The organism is Pseudomonas sp. NFPP12 (assembly GCF_900103205.1).
Lineage (GTDB): Bacteria > Pseudomonadota > Gammaproteobacteria > Pseudomonadales > Pseudomonadaceae > Aquipseudomonas > Aquipseudomonas protegens.
Window position 1 is genome coordinate 232024 of sequence record NZ_FMWW01000008.1, and the last position, 17575, is coordinate 249598.

Below are 17575 nucleotides of genomic sequence, written 5' to 3' on the forward strand. Positions count from 1 at the left end.
TCGCTGGCAAGCCAGCTCCTACGACAACCCCCGACGTCTACGAGAGCGAGATGATCAGAGGACCATGGCCGCCACCCAGCCAAAGGCCAGCAGCGGCAGGTTGTAGTGCAGGAAGGTCGGAACCACGGTGTCCCAGATGTGGTGGTGCTGGCCGTCGATATTCAGGCCCGAGGTCGGTCCCAGGGTCGAGTCCGAGGCCGGCGAACCGGCATCGCCCAGGGCACCGGCGGTGCCGACGATGCAGACGATGGCCAGCGGGCTGAAGCCCAGTTGCACACACAAAGGCACGAAGATCGCCGCGAGGATCGGCACCGTGGAGAACGACGAGCCGATACCCATGGTCACCAGCAGGCCCACCAGCAGCATCAGCAAGGCGCCCACGCCCTTGCTGTGGCCGATCCAGGCCGCCGAAGCCTGGACCAGGGAATTGACCTCGCCGGTGGCCTTCATCACTTCGGCGAACCCCGAGGCGGCGATCATGATGAAGCCGATCATGGCCATCATCTTCATGCCTTCGGTGAACAGCTCGTCGGTCTCGCGCCAGCGCACGATGCCCGACACCGAGAAAATCAGAAAACCGCACAAGGCACCGATAATCATCGAGTCCAGCAGCAGCTGGATCACGAACGCCGCGACTATGGCCGCCGCGGCCACCAGCAGGGTCCGCGGGTTGTACTGCACCGCCACCTGCTCGACCTTCTCGATGCGGTCCAGGTCATAGACGCGCTTCTTGCGGTAGCTGAAGAACGCCAGCAGCAAGCCGCAAAGCATGCCCAGGGCGGGAATGCCCATGGCGTGGGTGACGTTGACCTGGCTGATATCGACGCCGCTGCGGGCCACGTTGGCCAGGAGGATTTCGTTGAGGAAGATGTTGCCGAAACCCACCGGCAGGAACATGTAGGGGGTGATCAGGCCGAAGGTGATCACACAGGCGATCAGCCGGCGATCCAGCTGCAGCTTGGTCAGCACATACAGCAGCGGCGGCACCAGCAGCGGAATGAAGGCAATGTGGATCGGCAGGATGTTCTGCGAGGCAATCGCCACCACCCACAGCAGGCCGATCAGCAGCCACTTGACCTGGCCGCCGCCGGTGGCGTCCTGCCGGTCCACCAGCAGCAGGATCTTGTCCGCCAACGCGTGGGCCAGCCCGGATTTGGCAATCGCCACGGCGAAAGCACCGAGCAAGGCGTAGGACATGGCCACGGTGGCACCGCCCCCCAGGCCGCTATTGAAGGCCTTGAGCGTGGCCTCGATGCCCAGGCCGCCGGCCAGGCCGCCCACCAGGGCGCCAATGATCAGGGCGATCACTACATGCACGCGGGACAGGCTGAGCACCAGCATTACGCCAACCGCGGCAATTACTGCGTTAATCATCGTTACCTCATTACTGCGCCGCTAAAAATGGCGCAAAAGCCTGTGACCGACCGGAAGGCAGCGGGCTGCCGACATCGAAATGAAAGAGGTTCTTATTAGGGGGGCGCACTTTGCAGCAGCCGACCCGGCTTGTCAAAATCCCGCACCCCGCCGCCCGCAGGAGCGGGCTTGCTCGTAAAGCCCCCAAGACCAACCCCGTACCCGTGGCGAGGGAGCTTGCCCGCACCGGGCTGCACAGCAGCCCCAGCGCCTCGCGGTTTATTTCGAACAAGCGTTTAAAGAACGCCATTGGTCGGCCGCTACAGTGCAAAGTCTCAGATATTTATCGAATAAAGGACGTCTCCATGTCGCTCAGACAACTTTCCATCCAATGGAAAATCACCTTGCTGGCCGGACTCTGCCTGTTGGGCATCGTGTCGCTGTTGGTGGGGCTTTCGCTGTATCGCATGGAGCACAGCTCCGAGCTGGTGAAGGCCTCGAGCATGGAGATGCTCAACGAAGCCGCCCAGGCGCGGATCGAGGCTCAGGGTGAAGTCCAGGCACTGGGGATCCGCCAGCAATTCATGGACGCCTATCAATACGGCCACGGCTTCTCGCGCCAGGTGCTGTTCCTGCGGGAACAGGCCGAGAAACGCTTCCTCGACGCCTTCGACCTGCGCGAGGACCTGACCCGCCAGGTCAAGTCGGCGCTGCAGGCCAACCCCGACTTGCTGGGCCTGTCCCTGGTGTTCGAAGCCAACGCCCTGGACGGCAAGGACGAGTTGTTCGGCGGCCAGAGCGAACTGGGCAGCAACGAAAAGGGCCGCTTCGCCCTGTACTGGTCCCAACCCACCCCGGGCAAGCTGACCTCCATGTCACTGCCCGAAAGCGACATGAGCGACACCCGCACCGGCCCCAGCGGCCAGCCGGCCAACGCCTGGTTCACCTGCCCGCGCAGCACCCTCAAGCCCTGCGTGATCGAACCCTACTTCTATGACATCGACGGCCAGAAGGTGCTGATGACCAGCATCGTCTTCCCGCTGATGGTGGACGGCAAAGTCATCGCTTCGCTGTCGGTGGACATCAACCTCAACAGCCTCCAGGCCATCAGCCAGAGCGCCAGCAAGCGCCTCTATGCCGGCCAGACCAACGTCAGCATCCTGAGCCCGGTGGGCCTGCTGGCCGGCTACAGCCCGGACGCCAGCAAGCTCAGCCAGCGCCTGGACAGCGTCGACACCACCAACGGCGCCGAGCTGATCCGCCTGCTGGCCAACAGCACCCAGACCCAGAGCCTGCACAGCAACCGTGAACTCAAGGTGCTGGCGCCCTTCACCCCGATCCCCGGTGGCAAGGCCTGGGGCGTACTGCTGGATGTTCCGGAAAAAGTCCTGGTAGGCCCGGCCGAAGCCCTGAAAAGCGAGCTGGATGCGCGCAACAACAGCGGCACCCTGATCGAGCTCGGCCTGGGCCTGCTGGCCGCGGTGGTGGGCCTGTTGCTGGTGTGGCTGATGGCCCGCAGCGTGACCCGGCCGATCCTCGGCGTGGCCCACATGCTCGAAGACATCGCCAGCGGCGAAGGCGACCTGACCCGACGCCTGGCCTACGACAAGCAGGACGAACTGGGTCAGTTGGCCGGCTGGTTCAACCGCTTCCTGGACAAGCTGCAGCCGATCATCGCCGAGGTAAAACGCTCGGTGCAGGATGCTCGCGGCACCGCCGACCAGTCTTCGGCCATCGCCACCCAGACCAGCGCCGGCATGGAGCAGCAGTATCGCCAGGTGGACCAGGTGGCCACCGCTTCCCATGAAATGAGCGCCACCGCCCAAGACGTGGCCCGCAGCGCGGCCCAGGCCGCCCAGGCCGCGCGGGATGCCGACCAGGCCACCCGCCAGGGCCTGAACGTGATCGACCACACCACCCGCAGCATCGACTTGCTGGCCGCCGACATGAGCGCCGCCATGACCCAGGTCGAAGGCCTGGCCGCCAACAGCGAGCAGATCGGCACGGTACTGGAAGTGATCCGCTCGATTGCCGAGCAGACCAACCTGCTGGCCTTGAACGCGGCCATCGAAGCCGCTCGCGCCGGGGAAGCCGGCCGCGGCTTCGCGGTGGTGGCCGATGAGGTGCGCAACCTGGCCCAGCGCACCCAGGAGTCGGTGGAAGAAACCCGCCAGGTGATCGAGCAACTGCAGAACGGCACGCGGGAGGTGGTGGGTTCGATGAACAACAGCCATCGCCAGGCCCAGGGCAGCGTCGAACAAGTGGGCCAGGCGGTCACCGCCCTGCGCCAGATCGGCGATGCGGTAACCGTGATCAGCGACATGAACCTGCAGATCGCCAGCGCCGCCGAACAGCAGAGCGCGGTGGCCGAAGAGATCAACAGCAACGTGGCGACCATTCGCGATGTCACCGAATCGCTGTCGGAGCAGGCCAATGAATCGGCGCGGGTCAGCCAGTCGCTCAACAGCCTGGCCAACCAGCAACAGAGCCTGATGGACCAGTTCCGCGTCTGACCCGGCTGCCGCAGGCTGCGATAGCCGCCCTTGAGGACGCCAAAGGCCCTTCGGGCCTTGTCGCAGCCTTGCCGTGGCTCGGCAGCGGCTACAGGTCGGGGCCGAGCCGTCTGGTGTAGCCGCTACCGCAGGCTGCGGACGGTCTTTCCGGCACTGCGTCGCAGGGACGCAACGCTCCAGAGAGCGCCAGGGTTCGACGCTTGATCGACAGCCGCCACGGGCGCCGAACCTGGCGCCCGGCAAGTTCAGCGTCTGGGCAACTCGATCTCTACCCGCAAGCCGCCCCACTCGCTTTCCCCCAGGTTCAGGGTTCCACCGCAGGCGTCGACGATGTCGCGCACGATGCCCAGGCCCAGCCCGTGGCCGTGGGTCTGTTCATCCAGGCGCGTGCCCCGGCCGAATACCTCATCGCGCCGCGCTTCGGGAATGCCCGGGCCGTCGTCGTCCACCGCCAGGCAGAAGCCCTGCGGCCGCTCTTCCACGCTCAGGCGCACCTGGGCATCCGCCCATTTGCAGGCGTTGTCCAGCAGGTTGCCCAAGAGCTCCAGCAGGTCTTCCCGGTCCCAGGGCAGGCGCAGCCCCGGTGGCGCCTGGTAGCTCAGTTCCAGGTGCTGGCCATGGATCATGTTCAAGGTCGCCAGGAGCCCCGGCAGCTCGGCATCGCACTCGAACAGCACCCCGGGCAGCGCATCCCCCGCCAGCCGCGCACGGTTGAGTTCGCGATTGAGGCGCTGCTGCACCTGCTCCAACTGTTCCTGGAGCATCCTGCGCACCTCGGGGTGGCCGTCGAGCCTGGGGCTCGACGCCAGGCTCAGGAGCACCGCCAACGGGGTCTTCAAGGCATGGCCCAGGTTGCCCAGGGCATTGCGGGAACGGTTGAGGCTGTCTTCGGTATGGGCCAGCAAGTGGTTGATCTGCGCCACCAGGGGCTCCAGCTCCACCGGCACCTGGGCATCCAGTTGCGAACGCTGGCCCTGTTGCAACTGGGCGATCTGCTCGCGGGCGGTTTCCAGCGGGCGCAGGGCGCGGCGCACGGTCAGGCGTTGCAGCAGCAGGATCAGCAGCAGCCCGGCCAGCCCCAGCCCGAGGCCGATCTGGCGCATGCGCTGGAAGCTTTCACGCACCGGGGTGTAGTCCTGGGCCACGCTGATGGAGATCGACTGCCCGAGGCGCTTGTAGTCGCTGCGCAGCACCAGCAGTTGCTGGCCCTCCGGCCCCAGTTGCAGGTTGCCCTGCAGGCCGGCGCGCTCCAGTTGCGGCAGTTCCTGGTCCCACAGTGAGCGCGAGCGCCAGTGCACATCGGCAAAATCGATACGGAAATAGTGCCCGGAAAACGGCCGCTGGTAGGCCGGCGACAGACGTCGTTCATCCAGCTGCAGCCCCTGAGGGCCGCGCACCAGGGCCAGCAGCAGGCTCTCGCTGTCGTTGCGCAGGCCGGATTCCAGGTAGCGTTGCAGGCCCACCTCGAACAGCCAGAGGCTGGTCTGCGCCAGCACCAGCCCGACCACCACCATCACCGTGATCAGGCCCAGGCTCAGGCGGCGCTGGATCGATCTCACGAAGTGGTTCCGCCGAACAGATAACCCTGGCCGCGGCGGGTTTCGATCACACTGCGGCCCAGCTTGCGCCGCAGGTGGTTGACGTGAACTTCAAGGACGTTGGAATCGCGCTCGGTTTCACCGTCGTAGAGGTGTTCGGCCAGGTGGCTTTTGGACAGGATCTGCTGCGGGTGCAGCATGAAATAGCGCAACAGGCGGAACTCCGCGGCGGTCAGCAAGACATCCTGGCCGTCGCGGACCACACATTGCCGGCCCTCGTCCAGGTGTAGCCCGGCGGCCTGCAGGGTCTGCTGGTTGGCCTGGCCATGGGAGCGGCGCAGCAGGGCCTGGACCCGCAGGTGCAGCTCTTCGGGATGGAACGGTTTGCTCAGGTAATCGTCGGCGCCGGCCTTGAGCCCCTCGATGCGCTCGGCCCAGGAGCCGCGGGCGGTGAGGACCAGCACCGGCGTTGCCAGGCCATCGGCGCGCCACTTTCGCAGCACCTCCAGGCCCGGCACCCCGGGCAGGCCGAGGTCGAGGATGATCAGGTCATAGGGTTCGCTGGCGCCCTGGTACAGCGCGTCGCGGCCGTCGGCCAGCCAGTCCACGGCGTAGCCCTGGCGGTTCAGGCCTTCAAGCAGTTCATCGGCCAGGGATACGTGGTCTTCCACCACAAGCAGGCGCATCAGTCGTCTTCCTCATCTTTCAACAAACGCCCGGTGGCGGCTTCCAGGTCCAGCTCGCGAACCACCCCGTCCACGGTCAACAGCTCGACTTCATAGATGTACACATCGTGCTTTTCTTCCAGCTCGGCCTCCAGCAGCTTGGCCCCGGGGTAACGGTCCATGGCCTGCTTGAGCAGTTGCTCCAGGGGCAGGATCACCCCTTGCTGGCGCAGGCGCAGGGCCTCGTCCTGGTCCAGGTCGCGGGCCATGGCCAGGGAGCAGAACAGCAGCAGCGCCAGGGCTGCACGGCTGCCGGCGGTGCGCAGAGTGCGGTTCATTAGGTGTCCTGATGATCCTTGAGTACCTGGCCGCTCACGGCGTCCAGTTCCAGGTCCCATTCCAGCCCCTGCGGGTCGCGCAGTTCAACCTGGTAGATGTACTTGCCGTACTCTTCTTCGAGCTCGGTTTCACTGATGCTCGCTCCAGGATGCCGGGACAGGGCCGTGGCATTGAGTTTTTCAAAGGACACAATGGTACCAGCGTCGCGCAGTCTCAGGGCTTCGTCCGGCCCCAGGTCGCGGGCGTGGGCCAGGCTGGCGGTCAGGGCGACAAGGCTGGCGCCGAACAGCGCGGCAAGGGTCTTCATGGCAGTTCTCCAAAGTCGGTGGCCAAAGGCCGATGCCGCAGACCATACCCAAGGCAACTTAATTGAAACTGAATGGCCAGCATGGCCCCCGACATAAGTTTCACTCGGCCCCCGGCTCCTGGGTTCTCTATACTCGGCGGCTGATTCAAGAGTGAGCCCGGTATGACCGCCATCCATATCAAGTTTCCCGCCCTGACCCTCAAGGCCGGCCCCCGCGCCCTGGCCCGCATCCGCCAGCAAGGCCTGCACCCCCGTGAAGTCGGCACCTTGCCCGGCGCCGCCGGCGGCCCCAAGGCCCTGGGCATCCAGGGCCTGGACCTGGCGCTGTTCGGTGAATGGCTGCCATCGGCGCCCCGGGAACGCTCGCTGATCGGCGCCTCGGTGGGTTCCTGGCGCTTCGCCAGCGCCTGCCTGCCGGACGCCGCCGAAGGCATCCGCCGCCTCGGCCAGTTGTACAACGCCCAGAGCTTTGCCAAGGGCGTGACCATGGCGCAGATCAGCCAGAGCTCCCGGCGCATGCTCGAGGACCTGCTGGAGGGCCGCGACGCTTCGATCCTCGACAACCCTCACTACCGGCTGAACATCATGGTGGTCAAAAGCCACGGCCTGCTCGCCGACGACCATCGCGGGCGCCTCGGCCTGGGGCTGTCCTCGGTGATCGCCGACAATCTGCGGGGCCGCGCGCGCCTGGCCCGGCACTTCGAGCGCCTGGTACTGCACGACCCGCGCCTGGCCCCGCCCTTGCACACCCTGGAAGACTTCCCCTCGCGCTTCGTGCCCCTGGACCGCGGCAACCTGCGCCAGGCGCTGCTGGCCTCGGGCTCGATCCCCATGGTCATGCAGGGCGTGCGCGAACTGCCCGGCGCCGGGGCCGGCACCTTCCGCGACGGCGGCCTGCTGGACTACCACCTGGACCTGCCCTACAGCGGCAGCGACATCGTGCTCTACCCGCACTTCACCGACCGGGTGATCCCCGGCTGGTTCGACAAGACCCTGCCCTGGCGCCGGGCCAGCCCCGAACGCCTGCGGGACGTCTTGCTGCTGGCGCCGTCGAAGGAATACCTGGCGCGCCTGCCCTACGGCAAACTGCCGGACCGCAACGACTTCAAGCGCTTCATGGGCGATGACGCCGGCCGGCAAAAATACTGGCGCAGCGCCATGGACGAAAGCCGGCGCCTGGGGGACGAGTTCCTCGAACTGGCGGCGCAGAATCGCCTGGGCGAACGCCTGCAAAGCCTGTGAGGCTGCCCCAGGCCGCGCACTGACCCTTTAGTCAGGGTTTTTCCGCAAGCGCCGGGGCAAGCTGATAAACTCGCCGCCTGCCTCAACTCGCCCCCGGGCGATAGCCATCTGACAGAGCTGACCGACACTGTGGAAATCTTCAAAGAATTTACCTTCGAATCCGCCCACCGCCTGCCTTTCGTGCCCGAGGGCCACAAGTGCGGCCGCCTCCATGGCCACTCGTTCAAGGTGGCGATCCACCTCAGTGGCGAGGTCGACGCACACACCGGCTGGATCCGCGACTTCTCGGAAATCAAGGCAATCTTCAAGCCGCTGTACGAGCGCCTGGACCACAACTACCTGAACGACATTCCCGGCCTGGAAAACCCCACCAGCGAAGTCCTGGCCAAATGGATCTGGAATGAGCTCAAGCCCCTGCTGCCGGAGCTGAGTGCGATCCGCATCCACGAAACCTGCACCAGCGGCTGCATCTACCGCGGCGAATAAGCCCGCCGAAGAAACCACCCCACGGGGTGGTTTTTTTATGCCTATGATTGCCCCACCCCGCCGTTACCCGAGCACTCGCGCCCATGCCGCCGACCATTCGCCCCGCTGCCCTGCCCGACCTCGCCGCCATCGAAGGCATCGCCAAGCGCGCCTATGCGCCCTATATCGCGCGGATCGGCCGGGAACCGGCGCCCATGCTCGAAGACTATTCGTGCCTGGTGCTGGCCCGGCAGGTCTGGGTCCTGGAGGAGCAGCAGGCAATCGCCGGTTTCGTTGTCCTGCTGGACGCCCATCAAGCCCTGCTGCTGGACAACCTGGCGGTCCACCCCGAGGCCCAGGGCCGGGGCCATGGCCGGCAACTGCTGGCCTTTGCCGAACAACAGGCCGTGGCCGCCGGTCACAGTTGCGTGCGCCTGTACACCAACGCAGCCATGAGCGAGAACATCGCCCTGTACAGCCGCCACGGCTACGTGGAAACCCACCGCGTCGTGGAGCACGGCCTGCACCGGGTGTACATGAGCAAGCCACTGGACTGAACCCAGGAGCCCTCTCCATGCCTCCCCGTATCTACCTCGCCGGCTTCGACGTGTTTCGCGCCGACGCCCCGGCCCATGGCGAATACCTCAAGCAACTGTGCAGCGCCCAGGGCCTGCACGGCCTGTTTCCCCTGGATAACCAGGCGCCACCTCGCCTCACGCCAGAAGCCACCGCGCAGTGGATCTACCGGCAGAACCTGCAGATGATCCGCGGCTGCGATGCATTGCTGGCCAACCTGAATGACTTTCGCGGCCTGGAGCCGGATTCCGGCACCGCCTTCGAAGTGGGCGCGGCGGTCGCCCTGGGCAAACCGGTGTGGGCCTACTTCGAAGGCCCCGCCACCCTGCGCCGGCAGGTGCCCCACGATCACGCCGGGCGCGACACCCAGGGCTTTGCGGTGGAGGACTTCAACCTGCCGCGCAACCTGATGCTGGCCTGCAGCTGGAGCGGCCGCAGCAGCAGCGTGGAAGCCGCCATCATCGACCTCGGGCGCTGGCTGGGCGCTTCCCCTCCATCGGGCTGAGATAGCCGGCAACGTCACTTTCTGCCGAAAACGACCACCCTGGACAAAAGCCTTGTCTTGTCGCGAAAGCCGATGTTATGTTTCTAACACGAGATACAAAAATGAAACACAAATAACATTTCCAGCGAACGCCCGGCGAGATGGTCATGGACAAGAACAGTTTCCAAGTCACCCTGGAACAGCAGTTTGCAAGCCTGACCCCCACCGGCAAGCGCATCGCCACCTACCTGCTGGCCAACCTCCAGCAGTTGCCCTTCGAGACCGCCGACAGCATCGCCCAGCAAGCCGGCACCACGGGAATTTCCGTGGGGCGCTTCCTGCGCTCGCTGGGCTATCGCAACCTGGATGACGTCAAGCAAGGCCTGCGCGGCGATGCCCCGGCCTCCTGGCTGATCACCGACCGGCTCGGCGCCTTTCGCAGCGAAGCCCATCAGGACGATGCCCTGGAGCGCTCGATGCATCGCGAGATCGAGGCCATCCAGCATGTCTATGGCCTGGCCCGCAGCCAGCCCTTCGCCGCCATCGTGCAACAGATCGTCGAGGCCGACGCGGTGTTCATCATCGGCATCCAGTCGACCCGGGGCATCCTCAACGCCTTCCACAGCCACCTGGAATACATCCGGCCCAAGGTCTACTACGTGGACGGGCTTTCAGGCATCTACGCCGAGACCCTGAACTCCGGCTTTGCCAAGCCCTACGCGATCATCTCCGACTTTCGCGCCTACTCCAGCATCACCCAGACCTTCTGCGAAGTGGCCAATGCCAACGCCCTGCCCCTGGCCCTGGTCACCGACCTGCAGTGCCCCTGGGCCCGGGACTACCCGCTGGACCTGCTGCAACTGAAAACCGATGTCGGCCAGTTCTGGGATTCCCTCGCGCCCCTGACCTGCCTGTTCAACCTGATGGTGTCCGCCGTGGCCGAGGGCTATGGCGAGCGCCTGGACCAGCGCCTGGCCAAGAACCGACAGTTGCAGGAAGCCTTCGGCCAGTTCGAGTCCTGACCTTCAAGCGTTAACCCAGATGGAGTGAGTGAGTGAACAACAGCCCCCTTGTCGAAATCGACGCCCAGCGCCATCAGCTTCAGATCGACCTGATCTACGCCGGCGCCGACAACCTGGCCGGCCAGGTGATCTATCGCAACGCCCGCTGCCTGCTGCACAAGGACGCCGCCGCCTGCCTGTACAAGGCCAGCCAGCTGGCACGCATGGCCGGCCTGGGCCTGCGCATCTACGACGCCTACCGCCCGGCCTACGCCCAGCACCTGCTGTGGCAGGCCCTGCCCAACCCGGACTACGTGCGCGACCCGCGCCTGGGCTCGCACCACACCCGGGGCGTGGCCGTGGACCTGACCCTGGTGGATGAAACCGGCCAGCCGCTGGACATGGGCACCGCCTTCGACGCCATGGAGCCCAAGTCGCACCAGTTCTACAGCGACCTGCCGCCCCAGGTGCAGCGCAACCGCCTGATGCTGCTGGGGATCATGCTCAGCGCCGGCTTCGAGGCCATCCCCACCGAGTGGTGGCACTACGAGCTGCCCAACGCCGAGGACTTTCCCCTGATCCAGGAGCACGACCAGCCCTTCGAACACTGATTTCCCGCTCCCCACCGGCCACAACAACAGGCAGCTAACTGCCCCAAGCCGGTCCTACTGCAACACTGCTTCAGCAACAACTGCCCGGTTATAGCTTTTATAAAAAACCTGACGAACTTCCCAACATCGAATGATCAAGGAAACCGGCATGACCCCTAACCGCAATCACCCTGATGTGCGTCTGTCCACCCGTGTCGCCCTGTCCCTGCTGTGCGCCGCCCTGAGCCTGGGCGCGTGGCAGGCAGCCAGCGCCGCCGCGCCCAAGGACACCCTGATGATCGGCAAGGCCGCCGACCCGCAGACCCTCGACCCCGCCGTGACCATCGACAACAACGACTGGGCCGTGACCTACCCGGCCTACCAGAAGCTGGTGACCTACAAGGTCGAGAACGGCAAGGGCAGCACCGAAGTCCAGGGCGACCTGGCCGAGAGCTGGAGCACCTCCGCCGACAACCTGACCTGGGATTTCAAGCTCAAGCCGGGCAACAAGTTCGACGACGGCAAGCCGGTGGACGCCGCCGCGGTGAAGTTCTCCTTCGACCGCCTGATGCAGCTCAAGCAAGGCCCGTCCGGCGCCTTCCCGGATGACATGAGCGTGGCCGTGGTCGACCCGCTGACCGTGCGCTTCACCCTGAAGAAACCCTACGCGCCCTTCCTCTACACCCTGGCCCACAACGGCGGCGGCATCATCAACCCGGACGTGGCCAACAAGGGCGAGGACGTCAACGCCTACCTCTCGACCCACACCGCCGGCTCCGGGGCCTTCCGCCTGAGCAACTGGCAGAAGGGCCAGGCGCTGACGCTGGAACCCAACAGCTATTACGCCGGCCCCAAGCCGAGCCTGAACAAGGTGGTGATCAAGATCATCAGCGAGGCCTCGGTGCGCCGCCTGCAACTGGAACGCGGCGACCTGGACATCATCGAGGACATGCCCGAAGACCAGCTCGGCACCCTGGCCGGCAAGCCAGGCATCGTGATCCAGACCTTCCCCTCGCTGCGGGTCAACTACCTGTACCTGAACAACCAGCGTGCGCCCCTGGACAACGTCGAAGCGCGCCAGGCACTGGTCCAGGCCATCGACTACAAGGGCATCGTCGACGGCATCCTCAAGGGCCAGGCCAAGCTGATGAACGGGCCGATCCCCGACGGCATGTGGGCCCACGATTCGAGCCTGCCGCTGATGCAGCAGAACCTCGACGGCGCCAAGGCCAGCCTGGCCAAGGTCCCGCAGAAAATCAGCAACCTGACCTACCTCTACTCGGACAAGGACGCCAACTGGGAGTCCATCGGACTGACCCTGCAAGCGGGCCTGGCGCCCCTGGGCATCAACCTGAAGATGGAGAAGCTGGCCAACGCCACCATGCGCGAACGGGTGGGCAAGGGCGACTACGACGTGGCCATCGGCTCCTGGAGCCCGGACTTCGCCGACCCCTACATGTTCATGAACTTCTGGTTCGACTCCAGCCTGCAGGGCTTGCCGGGCAACCGCTCGTTCTACAGCAACCCCGAGGTGGACAGCCTGATCCGCGATGCCGCGGCCACCAACGACACCGCCAAGCGCATCGAGCTGTACCAGAAAGCGCAGAGGATCGTCCTCAAGGACAACGTCTACGCCTACCTGTACCAGAAGAACTACAGCCTGCCGATGCGCGATTCGGTGAAGGGCTACGTGTTCCACCCGATGCTGGAACAGGTGTTCAACATCGCCGAAATCAGCAAGTAGGACCGGCCCTGCGTTCCCCGTCGCCTGCCCCTGAAACGGGGTGGCGCCGGGTTGCCGTGTCCCCGGCGAGGGGCCGTCGTGCCCCCTGCCGTTCGTCAAGCGTTAACGAGGTTGCCTCATGGCCTTCCTGAATATGTTGCGCAAACGCCTGCTCGGCCTGTTGCTGGTCGTGGTCGGGGTTTCGCTGATTACCTTCACCATCTCGCACCTGATTCCCGGTGACCCGGCGCGGCTGATCGCCGGCGACCGGGCCAGCGATGCCATCGTGCAGAACATCCGCCACCAGCTGGGCCTGGACCTGCCGCTGTACCAGCAGTACGGGCGCTACATGCTCGACCTGCTGCACGGCGACCTGGGCACCTCGATCCGCACCAGCCGCCCGGTGCTGGAGGACCTGCAGAACTTCTTCCCGGCAACCCTGGAGCTGGCCCTGGCCGCCCTGCTGCTGTCGGTGCTGGTGGGGGTGCCGCTGGGGGTAGTGTCGGCGGTCTATCACAACCGCTTCATCGACCAGATCGCCCGCACCCTGGCGGTCACCGGCATTTCCACCCCGGCGTTCTGGCTGGGGCTGGGGCTGATCGTGCTGTTCTACGGCCACCTCGGCTGGCTGCCCGGCAGCGGGCGCCTGGACGAAGGCCTGGAGCCGCCGCCCACGGTCAGCGGCTTCTACCTGATCGACTCGCTGCTGGCCGGGGACATCCCGCTGTTCCTCAATGCCCTGCAGCACCTGATCCTGCCGGCAGTGACCCTGGGCTTCGTCAACCTCGGGGTGGTGGCGCGGCAGATCCGCTCGGCCATGCTCGACCAACTGGGCGAAGACTACATCCGCACCGCCCGGGCCTACGGCCTGTCGCGCTGGGCGGTGATCCTGCGCCACGCCCTGCCCAACGCCCTGATCCCCTCGGTGACGGTGCTCGGCCTGACCCTGGGCGATTTGCTGTACGGCGCGGTACTGACCGAGACGGTATTCGCCTGGCCGGGCATGGGCGCCTACGTGGTGAAGTCGATCCAGGCCCTGGATTTCCCGGCGGTGATGGGCTTCGCGATCCTGGTGTCGTTCATTTATGTGCTGCTGAACATGGCGATCGACCTGCTGTACCGGGTGATCGATCCGCGCATTGGCGAGGTAAGTTGAGATGTCCGCTCCCTTGAACATTCCCCTGCCACAACCCACCGCCCAGGCCAGCGGCTGGCGCACCCGCCTGGCCTACCTGGGCTACCGCGTGCGGCAAAGCCCGCTGACCATCGCCGGGCTGTGCATGACCCTGCTGGTGCTGTTGTGCATGGCCTTCGCCCCCTGGCTGTCGAGCCATGATCCCAATGCCCTGAACCTGGCCCAACGCCTGGCCGCTCCCAGCGCCGCCCATTGGTTCGGCACCGACGAAGTGGGCCGCGACCTGTTCAGCCGGGTGCTCCATGGCAGCCGCCAGTCGGTGGGCGTGGGCCTGTTCGTGGCCTTCGCCTCGTGCCTGGCCGGGGGCCTGTTGGGCTGCCTGTCGGGGATCATCGGCGGGCGCTTCGATAGCCTGATCATGCGCCTGATGGACATCATGCTCTCGGTGCCATCGCTGGTGCTGATCATGGCCCTGGCCGCCGCCCTGGGCCCGAGCCTGTTCAACGCCATGCTGGCGATCACCCTGGTGCGCATTCCGTTCTATGTGCGCCTGGCCCGGGGCCAGGCCCTGAGCATCCGCCAGATGGGCTACGTCAAGGCGGCGCAGACCTACGGCGCCGGGCGCTGGCACATCGTCAGCTGGCACGTGGGGCGCAACGCCATGCCGCCGCTGCTGGTGCAACTGAGCCTGGACATCGGCAGCGCCATCCTCATGGCCTCGGCCCTGGGCTTCATTGGCCTGGGTGCGCAGCAGCCCACCGCCGAATGGGGGGCGATGGTGGCCACCGGGCGCAACTTCATCCTCGACAACTGGTGGTACTCGACCTTTCCCGGGCTGGCGATCCTGTTCACCGCCACCGGTTTCAACCTGCTGGGTGACGGCATCCGTGACCTGCTCGACCCACGGCAACAGGGGAAATGACCATGAGCTCATCCGCCGTTCTCAACATCGACAACCTGAGCCTGGAATTCCCCGCCTACCGCAGCAATGTGCAGGCCCTCAACGGCGTGTCGCTGCACGTCAACCCGGGGGAAATCGTCGGCGTGGTCGGCGAGTCCGGCTCGGGCAAGTCGGTGACCGCCATGCTCAGCCTGCGGCTGCTGCCCGAGCGCAGCTACCGCATCACCTCCGGCAGCCTGAGCCTGCTGGGCCGCGACATGCTCACCACCCCGGAAAAACAGCTGCTGCAGATCCGTGGCCGCGATGCGGCGATGATCTTCCAGGAACCGATGACCGCCCTCAACCCGACCCGGCGCATCGGCCGGCAGATGCTCGACGTGATCATCCATCACCAGCGCCTGAGTCAGGACGAGGCCCGGGCCAAGGCCATCGCCCTGCTGCGCGACATGCACATCGCCGACCCCGAGCAGGTGCTCCAGGCCTACCCCTTCGAGCTGTCCGGCGGCATGCGCCAGCGGGTGATGATCGCCCTGGCGTTTTCCTGCGATCCGCAGTTGCTGATCGCCGACGAGCCGACCACCGCCCTGGACGTGACCGTGCAGCGCCAGGTGCTGCTGTTGCTGCGCGAGAAAGCCCGGCAACGGGGCACCGCGATCCTCCTGATCACCCACGACATGGCGGTGGTCTCGCAGTTCTGCGACCGGGTCTATGTGATGTACACCGGCGCCGTGGTGGAGCAAGGCAGTACTGCCCAGGTCATGCTCGACCCGCAACACCCCTACACCCGCGGCCTGCTCAGCGGCCTGCCGGAGCAAGTGCGCCCCGGCGAGCCGCTGCTGACCATTCCCGGGCAGGTGCCCAACCTTGCTCACCTGCCCGGCGGCTGCACCTTCCGCGAGCGCTGCAGCCAGGCCATGGCGGTGTGTGCCCAACGGCCGCCGCTGCATTCGATCAATGCCAGCCAGCAGCACAAGAGTGCCTGCTGGCTGGCTGCCCCGGAGTCCGCCCAATGAATGCTTCGCAACCCCGGGCCGGCAGCGAGCCGCTGCTGCGCCTCAACGATGTACAGGTGCGCTTTCCCCTGAGCAACGACTGGCTGGGCCGGCCGCGGGCCTTCGCCCATGCCCTGAACGGCATCGACCTGGAGCTGCGCCCCGGGGAAACCCTGGGCATCGTCGGCGAATCCGGCTGCGGCAAGAGCACCCTGGCGCAACTGCTCATGGGCCTGGTCAAGCCCAGCAGCGGCGACCTGCGCTGGGCCTACGCCAGCGACCGAGAGCGCCACAGCCACGTGCAGATCGTGTTCCAGGACCCGCAGTCGTCCCTCGACCCGCGCCTGCCGATCTGGAAGATCATCACCGAGCCGCTGTTCGCCCTGGGCAACACCCCGGTGGCGCACATGCGTGAGATCGCCGCCAAGGTGGCGCAGCAGGTAGGCATCCGCGGCGAATACCTGGAGCGCTACCCGCACCAGTTCTCCGGCGGCCAACGCCAGCGCATCGCCATTGCCCGGGCCCTGGCGTCGAACCCGGACATCATCGTCCTCGACGAGCCGACCTCGGCCCTGGACATCTCGGTGCAGGCGCAGATCCTCAACCTGCTGGCGGACCTGCAACGCAGCCGCGGCCTGACCTTCGTGCTGATCTCCCACAACGTCTCGGTGGTCCGGCACATGGCCGACCGGGTGGCAGTGATGTACCTAGGGCAGATCGTCGAGCTGGGCAGCGCCGAACAGGTGCTGGAGCGCCCGCGCCACCCCTATACCCAACTGCTGCTGGAGGCGATGCCGCGCCTCGGTGCGCCCCTGGCGGACAGCCAGCTCTCGGCGCCCACCGAACTGCCGGGCAACCGCAAGCTGCCCGCCGGCTGTTTCTTCTTCGACCGCTGCAGCCGCCGCGGCCCGGGCTGCGAGCTGCCGCAACAGCTGCTGGGCGATGCGACGCAGCAAGTGCGTTGCCATCGGCAACAGCTCACCGGGTGATCCCACCGCGCCACGCCGCCGACCACGGCGTGGTGCTTGCTCCCGGCGCGCCCAGGGCTTAAAACAAGCGCCTTCTCTCTGACGTTGCAGGAACCTCTCTCATGGAAAGCAGCTGGCTGACCCACGCCAAACGCCTGCAAGCCATCGCCTCCACCGGCCTGCATTTTTGCCGCGACGTGCATGATCGCGAGCGCTACCAGGAAGTCGCCGAGATCGCCCACGACATGCTCGCGCAGCTGGGCAACGTGCCCCTGGAGCGCATCAACGAACTGGTCTCGGACTTCGCCCAGCGCTACTCGACGCCGATGGTGGAAGTGCGCGGCGCGCTGATCGAGGACGGCAAGATCCTCCTGGTGCGCGAGCAGCACGACGGCCTCTGGGCCCTGCCCGGGGGCTACGCCGATGTGGGCCTGTCGGCGGCGCAGAACATCATCAAGGAAATCCGCGAAGAAGCCGGGCTGCAGGTTTCGGTGCGCCAGCTGTACGGCCTGCGGCACAAGGCCAAGGGGCCCTACAAGCCCGATCACCGGGACTTCTACAAGCTCTACTTCCTCTGCGAACGGCAAGACGCCGAGGCTCCGATGGCCGGCAGCGAAACCAGCGACGCGGCGTTCTTCGCCCCGGACCAGTTGCCGCCGCTGTCCCAGGGACGCACCGTGGAACGGGATATCCAGGAGGCCTTCGACTTCCACGAAGGCCGGCGCAGCGTGGCCCTCTTCGACTGAGCGCGACGGCGCCGATGTAAAGCACCCTTGACATGAA

At 66.0% G+C, this 17575-nt stretch carries 18 protein-coding genes; 13 read left to right on the forward strand and 5 right to left on the reverse strand.

Annotated features, from left to right (window positions below; all coding sequences use genetic code 11):
• Positions 1 to 54 precede the first annotated feature (54 nt).
• A complete protein-coding gene (locus BLS75_RS30360; RefSeq protein WP_176876785.1) occupies positions 55 to 1371 on the reverse strand; it encodes a Na+/H+ antiporter family protein in 1317 nt (438 codons plus the stop codon).
• 347 nt (positions 1372 to 1718) lie between these two features.
• Here BLS75_RS30360 and BLS75_RS30365 point away from each other — a divergent pair, with 347 nt between their 5' ends.
• Positions 1719 to 3866 (forward strand): methyl-accepting chemotaxis protein, encoded by a 2148-nt coding sequence (locus BLS75_RS30365; RefSeq protein ID WP_015636363.1) that lies wholly within the window; start codon positions 1719 to 1721, stop codon positions 3864 to 3866.
• A 245-nt stretch (positions 3867 to 4111) separates the two neighbouring features.
• Here BLS75_RS30365 and BLS75_RS30370 read toward each other — a convergent pair whose 3' ends face one another.
• From BLS75_RS30370 to BLS75_RS30385, 4 genes are read right to left on the reverse strand one after another with little or no spacing between them, the layout of a single operon-like run.
• Positions 4112 to 5425, reverse strand: coding sequence for a sensor histidine kinase (locus BLS75_RS30370; protein WP_072452642.1), 1314 nt, complete (start codon positions 5423 to 5425; stop codon positions 4112 to 4114).
• On the reverse strand, positions 5422 to 6090 hold the full coding sequence (locus tag BLS75_RS30375) for a response regulator transcription factor (RefSeq protein WP_041119167.1): 669 nt from the start codon (positions 6088 to 6090) through the stop codon (positions 5422 to 5424). Before BLS75_RS30375 ends, BLS75_RS30370 begins: the two co-directional genes overlap by 4 nt.
• Positions 6090 to 6407: a PepSY domain-containing protein gene (locus tag BLS75_RS30380; RefSeq protein WP_011062300.1), complete on the reverse strand. Its 318-nt coding sequence runs from the start codon at positions 6405 to 6407 to the stop codon at positions 6090 to 6092. The genes BLS75_RS30375 and BLS75_RS30380 overlap by 1 nt, the downstream gene beginning before the upstream one ends.
• A complete protein-coding gene (locus tag BLS75_RS30385; RefSeq protein WP_011062301.1) occupies positions 6407 to 6715 on the reverse strand; it encodes a PepSY domain-containing protein in 309 nt (102 codons plus the stop codon). Before BLS75_RS30385 ends, BLS75_RS30380 begins: the two co-directional genes overlap by 1 nt.
• Before the next feature lie 162 nt (positions 6716 to 6877).
• Here BLS75_RS30385 and BLS75_RS30390 point away from each other — a divergent pair, with 162 nt between their 5' ends.
• The 12 genes from BLS75_RS30390 (at position 6878) to BLS75_RS30445 (ending at position 17538) form a co-directional block, all read left to right on the forward strand.
• Positions 6878 to 7957 carry a patatin-like phospholipase domain-containing protein gene (locus BLS75_RS30390; protein ID WP_072452640.1) on the forward strand — a complete coding sequence of 360 codons (1080 nt, stop codon included), beginning with the start codon at positions 6878 to 6880 and terminating at the stop codon, positions 7955 to 7957.
• A 129-nt stretch (positions 7958 to 8086) separates the two neighbouring features.
• Positions 8087 to 8443 (forward strand): 6-carboxytetrahydropterin synthase QueD, encoded by a 357-nt coding sequence (gene queD / locus BLS75_RS30395; protein ID WP_011062303.1) that lies wholly within the window; start codon positions 8087 to 8089, stop codon positions 8441 to 8443.
• 83 nt (positions 8444 to 8526) lie between these two features.
• Entirely contained in the window at positions 8527 to 8979 is a 453-nt protein-coding gene (locus BLS75_RS30400; RefSeq protein WP_176876784.1) for a GNAT family N-acetyltransferase, read from the forward strand.
• A 17-nt stretch (positions 8980 to 8996) separates the two neighbouring features.
• The gene (locus BLS75_RS30405) at positions 8997 to 9503 is read left to right on the forward strand and encodes a nucleoside 2-deoxyribosyltransferase (protein ID WP_072452632.1); all 507 of its coding nucleotides are present in this window, start codon (positions 8997 to 8999) and stop codon (positions 9501 to 9503) included.
• 140 nt (positions 9504 to 9643) lie between these two features.
• Positions 9644 to 10504, forward strand: coding sequence for a MurR/RpiR family transcriptional regulator (locus BLS75_RS30410; protein ID WP_015636369.1), 861 nt, complete (start codon positions 9644 to 9646; stop codon positions 10502 to 10504).
• A gap of 32 nt (positions 10505 to 10536) precedes the next feature.
• Positions 10537 to 11094, forward strand: a complete 558-nt coding sequence (ddpX, locus tag BLS75_RS30415) for a D-alanyl-D-alanine dipeptidase (RefSeq protein ID WP_019092933.1) — start codon at positions 10537 to 10539, stop codon at positions 11092 to 11094.
• Between the two features lie 148 nt (positions 11095 to 11242).
• Complete coding sequence (locus tag BLS75_RS30420; protein ID WP_072452832.1) at positions 11243 to 12817, forward strand: ABC transporter substrate-binding protein; 1575 nt, start codon at positions 11243 to 11245, stop codon at positions 12815 to 12817.
• 118 nt (positions 12818 to 12935) lie between these two features.
• On the forward strand, positions 12936 to 13952 hold the full coding sequence (locus BLS75_RS30425; RefSeq protein ID WP_072452629.1) for an ABC transporter permease: 1017 nt from the start codon (positions 12936 to 12938) through the stop codon (positions 13950 to 13952).
• A 1-nt stretch (position 13953) separates the two neighbouring features.
• Positions 13954 to 14853: a D,D-dipeptide ABC transporter permease gene (ddpC, locus tag BLS75_RS30430; protein ID WP_015636372.1), complete on the forward strand. Its 900-nt coding sequence runs from the start codon at positions 13954 to 13956 to the stop codon at positions 14851 to 14853.
• A complete protein-coding gene (locus BLS75_RS30435; RefSeq protein ID WP_072444587.1) occupies positions 14850 to 15845 on the forward strand; it encodes an ABC transporter ATP-binding protein in 996 nt (331 codons plus the stop codon). The genes ddpC and BLS75_RS30435 overlap by 4 nt, the downstream gene beginning before the upstream one ends.
• Positions 15842 to 16813, forward strand: a complete 972-nt coding sequence (locus tag BLS75_RS30440) for an oligopeptide/dipeptide ABC transporter ATP-binding protein (RefSeq protein ID WP_072452627.1) — start codon at positions 15842 to 15844, stop codon at positions 16811 to 16813. Before BLS75_RS30435 ends, BLS75_RS30440 begins: the two co-directional genes overlap by 4 nt.
• 101 nt (positions 16814 to 16914) lie before the next feature.
• Positions 16915 to 17538, forward strand: a complete 624-nt coding sequence (locus BLS75_RS30445; protein ID WP_011062313.1) for an NUDIX hydrolase — start codon at positions 16915 to 16917, stop codon at positions 17536 to 17538.
• The last annotated feature ends 37 nt before the right edge of the window (positions 17539 to 17575 follow it).

Bases quoted from the DNA above. Each gene is read 5' to 3' on its own strand.
- BLS75_RS30365 (WP_015636363.1), top strand. From the start codon at position 1,719: ATGTCGCTCAGACAACTTTCCATCCAATGGAAAATCACCTTGCTGGCC.
- BLS75_RS30375 (WP_041119167.1), bottom strand. From the start codon at position 6,090: ATGCGCCTGCTTGTGGTGGAAGACCACGTATCCCTGGCCGATGAACTG.
- BLS75_RS30380 (WP_011062300.1), bottom strand. From the start codon at position 6,407: ATGAACCGCACTCTGCGCACCGCCGGCAGCCGTGCAGCCCTGGCGCTG.
- BLS75_RS30385 (WP_011062301.1), bottom strand. From the start codon at position 6,715: ATGAAGACCCTTGCCGCGCTGTTCGGCGCCAGCCTTGTCGCCCTGACC.
- BLS75_RS30390 (WP_072452640.1), top strand. From the start codon at position 6,878: ATGACCGCCATCCATATCAAGTTTCCCGCCCTGACCCTCAAGGCCGGC.
- BLS75_RS30400 (WP_176876784.1), top strand. From the start codon at position 8,527: ATGCCGCCGACCATTCGCCCCGCTGCCCTGCCCGACCTCGCCGCCATC.
- BLS75_RS30405 (WP_072452632.1), top strand. From the start codon at position 8,997: ATGCCTCCCCGTATCTACCTCGCCGGCTTCGACGTGTTTCGCGCCGAC.
- BLS75_RS30410 (WP_015636369.1), top strand. From the start codon at position 9,644: ATGGTCATGGACAAGAACAGTTTCCAAGTCACCCTGGAACAGCAGTTT.
- BLS75_RS30420 (WP_072452832.1), top strand. From the start codon at position 11,243: ATGACCCCTAACCGCAATCACCCTGATGTGCGTCTGTCCACCCGTGTC.
- BLS75_RS30425 (WP_072452629.1), top strand. From the start codon at position 12,936: ATGGCCTTCCTGAATATGTTGCGCAAACGCCTGCTCGGCCTGTTGCTG.
- ddpC (WP_015636372.1), top strand. From the start codon at position 13,954: ATGTCCGCTCCCTTGAACATTCCCCTGCCACAACCCACCGCCCAGGCC.
- BLS75_RS30435 (WP_072444587.1), top strand. From the start codon at position 14,850: ATGACCATGAGCTCATCCGCCGTTCTCAACATCGACAACCTGAGCCTG.
- BLS75_RS30440 (WP_072452627.1), top strand. From the start codon at position 15,842: ATGAATGCTTCGCAACCCCGGGCCGGCAGCGAGCCGCTGCTGCGCCTC.
- BLS75_RS30445 (WP_011062313.1), top strand. From the start codon at position 16,915: ATGGAAAGCAGCTGGCTGACCCACGCCAAACGCCTGCAAGCCATCGCC.